General features: G+C 66.4%; 6 protein-coding genes. 3 read left to right on the plus strand and 3 right to left on the minus strand.

The features are described 5' to 3' along the window. From VNQ78_RS11525 to VNQ78_RS11535, 3 genes are all read right to left on the minus strand, one after another. Positions 1 to 462: FAD-dependent oxidoreductase (locus VNQ78_RS11525; protein WP_325689812.1), on the minus strand; the 462-nt coding region annotated here is incomplete at its 3' end. A gap of 41 nt (positions 463 to 503) precedes the next feature. Next, on the minus strand, positions 504 to 1,337 hold the full coding sequence (locus tag VNQ78_RS11530) for an IclR family transcriptional regulator (protein WP_325689814.1): 834 nt from the start codon (positions 1,335 to 1,337) through the stop codon (positions 504 to 506). After that, a complete protein-coding gene (locus tag VNQ78_RS11535) occupies positions 1,334 to 2,431 on the minus strand; it encodes a Gfo/Idh/MocA family oxidoreductase (RefSeq protein ID WP_325689816.1) in 1,098 nt (365 codons plus the stop codon). Before VNQ78_RS11535 ends, VNQ78_RS11530 begins: the two co-directional genes overlap by 4 nt. 157 nt (positions 2,432 to 2,588) lie before the next feature. Here VNQ78_RS11535 and VNQ78_RS11540 point away from each other — a divergent pair, with 157 nt between their 5' ends. From VNQ78_RS11540 to VNQ78_RS11550, 3 genes are all read left to right on the plus strand, one after another. Continuing rightward, on the plus strand, positions 2,589 to 3,407 hold the full coding sequence (locus VNQ78_RS11540) for a shikimate dehydrogenase (RefSeq protein WP_325689818.1): 819 nt from the start codon (positions 2,589 to 2,591) through the stop codon (positions 3,405 to 3,407). A 200-nt stretch (positions 3,408 to 3,607) separates the two neighbouring features. After that, complete coding sequence (locus VNQ78_RS11545) at positions 3,608 to 4,735, plus strand: ABC transporter substrate-binding protein (RefSeq protein WP_325689820.1); 1,128 nt, start codon at positions 3,608 to 3,610, stop codon at positions 4,733 to 4,735. Between the two features lie 114 nt (positions 4,736 to 4,849). After that, on the plus strand, positions 4,850 to 5,544 hold a 695-nt coding region (locus VNQ78_RS11550; RefSeq protein WP_325689822.1), incomplete at its 3' end, for a branched-chain amino acid ABC transporter permease.

The following is a 5,544-nucleotide window of genomic DNA, read 5'->3' on the forward strand; positions in this document are numbered from 1 at the left end:
CAGCTTCGCCGCCCAGTCGCCAAGACCCCGCCCGTCATAGGGCAGCACCGAGACCGAACGTCCGCCCCGCGCCGCACCCTCACCCTCGTGGAAATCGGGGATCGCATTGCCGTCGATCCAGCGCATCGCCGAGTTTTCGGCGAAGAACGAAACCATCTCGGGGCCGTTCTCCAGAAACGCCGCCAGCCTCGGGTCGCTGGCGCGGTTGCCAAGCTCGCCCCGCAGATAGGTGCGCGGGGTCTCGGGCGGCTCGTCGATGCCCGCCGCGCGTGCCAAGGGGTTGCGCGGGATCCACAGCCAACCGCCCGACCAGGCGGAGGTGCCGCCAAAGACGGCCTCCTTCTCGGCCAGGATGACGCTGAGGCCGAAATGCGCGGCCGTCACCGCCGCCGCAAGGCCCGAGGCCCCCGAGCCGACAACAAGAACATCGCACGCCAAGGCGCGTTCCGGTGAATCTTCCATTCTCTCCTGCCAGTCAGCCCGCGCCGGGCGGGCAATGCGCCTCAGGCGCTTTTCAGATCCGCGGCGCCTTCGTCCAGCGCCCGGACATTCGCCTGAAAATACTTGGTTCCCGCCGCCGAAGCGCCCAGTTCATCCGCCGCCGCCTGAAGGCGTGGCGCAAGCTCGGCCATGCGGGCATCAGTCATCCTGACCGCCGGTCCGGCGATCGAAAGACAGCCCAGAACCGGACCCGAGACATGATAGCGCACCGCCACCGCCATCGCCGCCATGCCGGCGATATAGCTGTCGACGGCGGTGGCATAGCCCCGCGCCCGCGCCTCGGCCAATTGCTGAAGCAGCAGGGTGATGCTGGTCGGGACCGATGCCCCCTGCCCCTCGGCCTGCCGCAAGAGCCCCTGAGCGCCAACGCGGTTCAGCGCCTCGTCATCCGTCATGCTCGCAAGCCACGCCTTGCCCCCGGCCGAGCTGGCGAGGTGGACGACAACGCCCTGCTCCTGCCCCGGATCATAGCGCAGGCCCCTCGTCGCGCCCTGCGCCACCGCGACCCAGATCAACCGGTCGCCGTCGATGACGGAAAGGCGGATCAGCTCTCCGCTGTCGGCGGCAAGCTGGTCCATCACGGGTTGCGCGACATCGGTGATCCCGGCGCGGCCCATGAAGCCCAGACCCATCGCGGGCAGCTTGATCGTCAGCGCATAGTCGCCCTGCGCCTGCACCTGCCGGACATAGCCCAGCCGCGCCAGTTCCTGCAGCGTGCGGTGGACGCCGCTGGCCGGCTGCTCGGTCGCGGCGGCGATTGCCGTCACTGGCAGGCCCATCGGGTGATCGACCAGAAGCTCGACGATGGCGAGTGATTTTTCCAGAACGCTGCTCATGTCCCGCTTCCAATGTTGAAACCGGTTTCATGCTCGACGCGCAGGGGCGAAAGGTCAACCGTGACCGCCCGTCCGGTTTCGGCGGCGCGGCCGATCGCGTCCAGCACGATCAGGTTCGCCGTCGCATCGCGGGCCGAGACCAGAGGCGTCCCGCCCTGCCGGGTCAGCTCGGCGAAATGCGCAAGCTGACGCTCATAGGGATCGGCGGGGACAAGGGGCAGCCGCCGGGGCTGCAATTCCTGCGTCCAGTCGGGTTGGCCTTGCGGCTGCCACAGGACCAGATCGGGCAGCGACAGCCCGGCCTTGCTGCCCGCATAGTGATGCGCGCTGACCGGATGGGCCGGGAAGCGCGTCATATTCTCGCCCGCCGAAAGATCCCAGGCCCAAGGCCCGACCGCCGTGTCCGAGATACACAGCGTAGCCAGCCCGCCACCCGCGAATTGGAGGCAGACGGCGGCGGTATCCTCGACCGGGAAGCCCCGGCGCGCATGGCTCGCGATGGCTTGCACGCTGGCGATCTCGCCGAAGAAATGCCGCAGCAGGTCGATCTCATGGACCAGATTGATCAGCAGCGGCCCGCCCGCCCCCTTGGCCCGCCGCCATGGTGCGTTGAAATAGTCATCGGGCTTCGCCAGCGAGGACGTAACCGTCGCCATGACCAGATCGCCGATCTCTCCGCCGTGGATGGCCTGATGCGCGGCGCGGATGATCGGGTTGTGGCGGCGATGATGCCCGACCAGCAGCGGTACGCCGGTCTCATCGGCGACCGCGATCAGCCGCAGGGCCGAGGCGAGGCTCTCTGCCACCGGCTTTTCCAGCAGCACCGGAATACCCGCGCGCATCAGCGCCTCGGAAAGCGGCAGATGGGTTTCATTCGGGGTCGCGACGATCGCGGCCTCGGCCAGTCCCGAATCGATCAAGGCCGCGACATCGGGCAGGCAGGGCACGCCAAGCGAGGCCGCCAGCGCCCGCCCGCCCTCGGCCGGATCGACGATGGCGGCAAGCCGCAGCGCAGGCATCCGGGCCAGCGTATCAATATGCGTGCGCCCGATCGCGCCCGCCCCGATCACCGCTATCGCTATCTGCTTGGACATGTCGCCTCCCTCCGCTTTTCCCGATAAAGCCGGATCCGAAATCAGAAGTCAATTTTATTCTTGAATGACATTCCATATTCGTTCATTCTGCCCCTGAGGACACGAATCCCTAGCCGGAATCGCGGCGGAATTCGGGACAGATTTGCGAGGAGGCAAGATGTCACAACTGCTTCGGATCGACGGAGAGACCGCGATCTTTCCCATTATCGGCCACCCGATCGGACAGGTGAAATCGCCGACCTCCCTCAGCCGGATCATGGCCGAGCGCGGCTATAACGGCATGGTCGTCCCGATGCATGTCCTGCCCGAGGATCTGGCGGGCTGGCTCGAGCAGGCAGGGAAGGTGCAGAACTGCCCCGGCATCGTCGTGACCGTGCCGCATAAGGGCCCCTGCCTTGAATTCTGCGAGCGGGTGACGGCGCGGGCGCGGGCGGCGGATGCGGTGAACATCATGATCCGTGACGAGCGGGGCGACTGGATCGGCGATGCAACCGACGGTCAGGGCCATATGGACGGCGTCCGGGCCGAGGGGTTCGACGTCGCGGGGAAGCCCGCCTTGCTGATCGGCACCGGGGGCGCGGGCGCCGCCATCGCCTATGAGATTCTGGCCCGCGGCGCGTCCGAGCTCGCGCTGCACGACATCGACACGGCGCGCCGCGACACGCTGGCCGCGCGGCTGGACGCCGCCTTTCCGGGCCGGGTCCGCATCGGCGGCACCGACCCGCGCGGCTTCGCGCTGATCGCGAACGCGACGCCTCTGGGGATGCGCGAGGGCGACCCCCTGCCGGTCCAGACCGATCTGCTGACGCCCGACCAGTTCGTTTCCGACGTCGTGACGCGCCCCGCCATTCCGCCGCTGATCGCCGAGGCGCGGGCGCGTGGCTGCGCCACCATGCCCGGCTCGTCCATGTTCGAAGCGCAGGCGGTTTTGCTGGCGGAACTGCTGATGGGTGTCCGGCGGATCGCGCTCGATTAACATGAGGTTACCAAGCTGCACATAACGGCACTTGCCAGTCCTGCGCTGCCATGCAGACTGAACCGGGCAGGTCACGGGAGAGGCTTGCCATACGCGTAACAAAACCGGGACATGCGCTCTGCGCGGCCCGTCGGGAAAGCGGCATCCGGGTGCCGCCGTCCCGGTGACAAGAACCCGGAAACCAATGGGAGGAGACACGAATGTTCAGAACTTTGATCGGCACCGCCGCAACCGCGCTGGCCCTGACCGCATTGCCCGCGCTGGCCGAGATCAAGATCGGCTCGATCGCCGAGCTTTCCGGCCCCGGCGCGGCGGCCGGAACCAACTTCAACGACGGCGTGAAGATGGGTTTCGAGGAGATCAACGCCGCCGGAGGCATCCTTGGCGAGCAGGTCGCGCTTGGCCAATATGACAGCCAGACCGACCCGCAGGTCAGCCGCGCCATGGTCCAGAAGGCGATCGACGACGGCGTCATCGCGCTGACCGGGACGGTGTTCTCGTCCTCGACGGTGGTGAACATGCTGGTCGCCAAGCAGGCCGGCATTCCGCAATTCACCGGCTCCGAGGCGCCTTCGATCACCTCGATGGGGAACCCCTATATCTTCCGCACCGCCTTCGGATCGCAAAAGGGCGTGCCGAAGATGGCGAAATACATGGCCGACGAGATGGGCGTGAAGAAGGTCGCGGTGGTCTGGGCCAATACCGAATTCGGCAAGGGCGGCCACAGCTCGTTCGAGAAGGAGGCCGAGGCCCACGGCTTCGAGATCGTGGCCGACATCCCGACCGAGCAGGCGCAGACCGATTTCTCGGCCGATGTCGTCAAGCTGAAGGGGGTCGAGGCGGATGCGGTCTTCGTCTATCTGACCGAAGAGGAAAGCGCCCGCTTTCTGCGCGAGGCGCGCAAGCAGGGCGTGACCCAACCGCTGGTGGGCGAGACGACGCTGATCGGCCATAAGGTGATCGAACTGGCCGGGGACGCCGCCAATGGCGCGATGGGCCATGTCGGCCTGACGCCGGATGCGGACATTCCCGCGATGACCGAGATGGTCGAGAAATTCAAGGCGAAGTACAATTACACGCCCGACCACAACGCCATCAAGGGCTATACTGCCGCCTATACGATCAAATGCGCCACCGAGCTTGTCGGCAAGCCCGACAGCCAGGCGATCGCCGACAAGATGCACGGGCTGACGCTCAAGGCCGCCGACTGCCCCGGCGTGCTGATGGATACCAGCTGGGACGACACGGGCGAGATGTCGCGCGAAAGCTTCTTTGTCGAGGTCAAGGACGGCAAGCAGGTCGTCAAGGCGATCCTGCCGCCGAACTGATCCGCTGCATGCAAGCCGCGCGCCTGACAGGGGCGCGGCATCGCTGCCAAGGGCAGGCTGGCGCGGATTGCGCCGGCCCGTCCCGAATTGTCGCAAACCCGATGCGGGGTTCACATGGCTGAGCTTATCCAGATCCTGATTTCCGGCCTTGCCGCCGGTTCCATTTATGCCCTCGCGGCGGTCGGCTTCACCCTGCTGTGGCAGGCGTCGCAGACCATCAATTTCGCGCAGGGCGAATTCGTCATGCTGCCGGCCTTCTTCGTGCTGATCGGCATGGGACTGGGCCTGCCGATGTGGCCCGCGATCGGCTTCGCGCTGATCCTGTCGCTGCTGATCCTTGGCGTCGCCTTCAAGAAGCTGGTGGTCGAGCCGATGCTGCCGCATGGCACCTTGCCGCTGGTCATCGCCACCATCGCCCTTGGCCTTCTGATGAAGGAAAGCGTCAAGGAGTTCTATGGCGCGACCGCGCAGCCCTTCCCGGCGATCTTTCCGCAGACGGTCTACAATGTCGCGGGCGCCAGCGTCTCGGTGCAGGATATCTGCAACCTCATCGTCTCGATGCTGGCGATCGGGGGCTTGCAGCTGTTTCTGAACCGCACCCGCACCGGGCGCTGCATGCAGGCGAGCGCGCAGAACCCCGCCGTGGCCGAGATCCTCGGCGTCGATGTGAAGCGCATGGTGCTTTACACTTTCCTGATCAACGCGGCCTTGGCCACCATCGCCTCGGTCCTGATCTCGCCGGTTTACCTTGCCAAGTTCTCGAATGGCGAGACGCTGGGGCTGGTCGCCTTCATCGCGGCCATCGTCGG

Source organism: Paracoccus sp. (in: a-proteobacteria), assembly GCF_035556475.1.
In the GTDB taxonomy this organism is placed as follows: domain Bacteria; phylum Pseudomonadota; class Alphaproteobacteria; order Rhodobacterales; family Rhodobacteraceae; genus Paracoccus.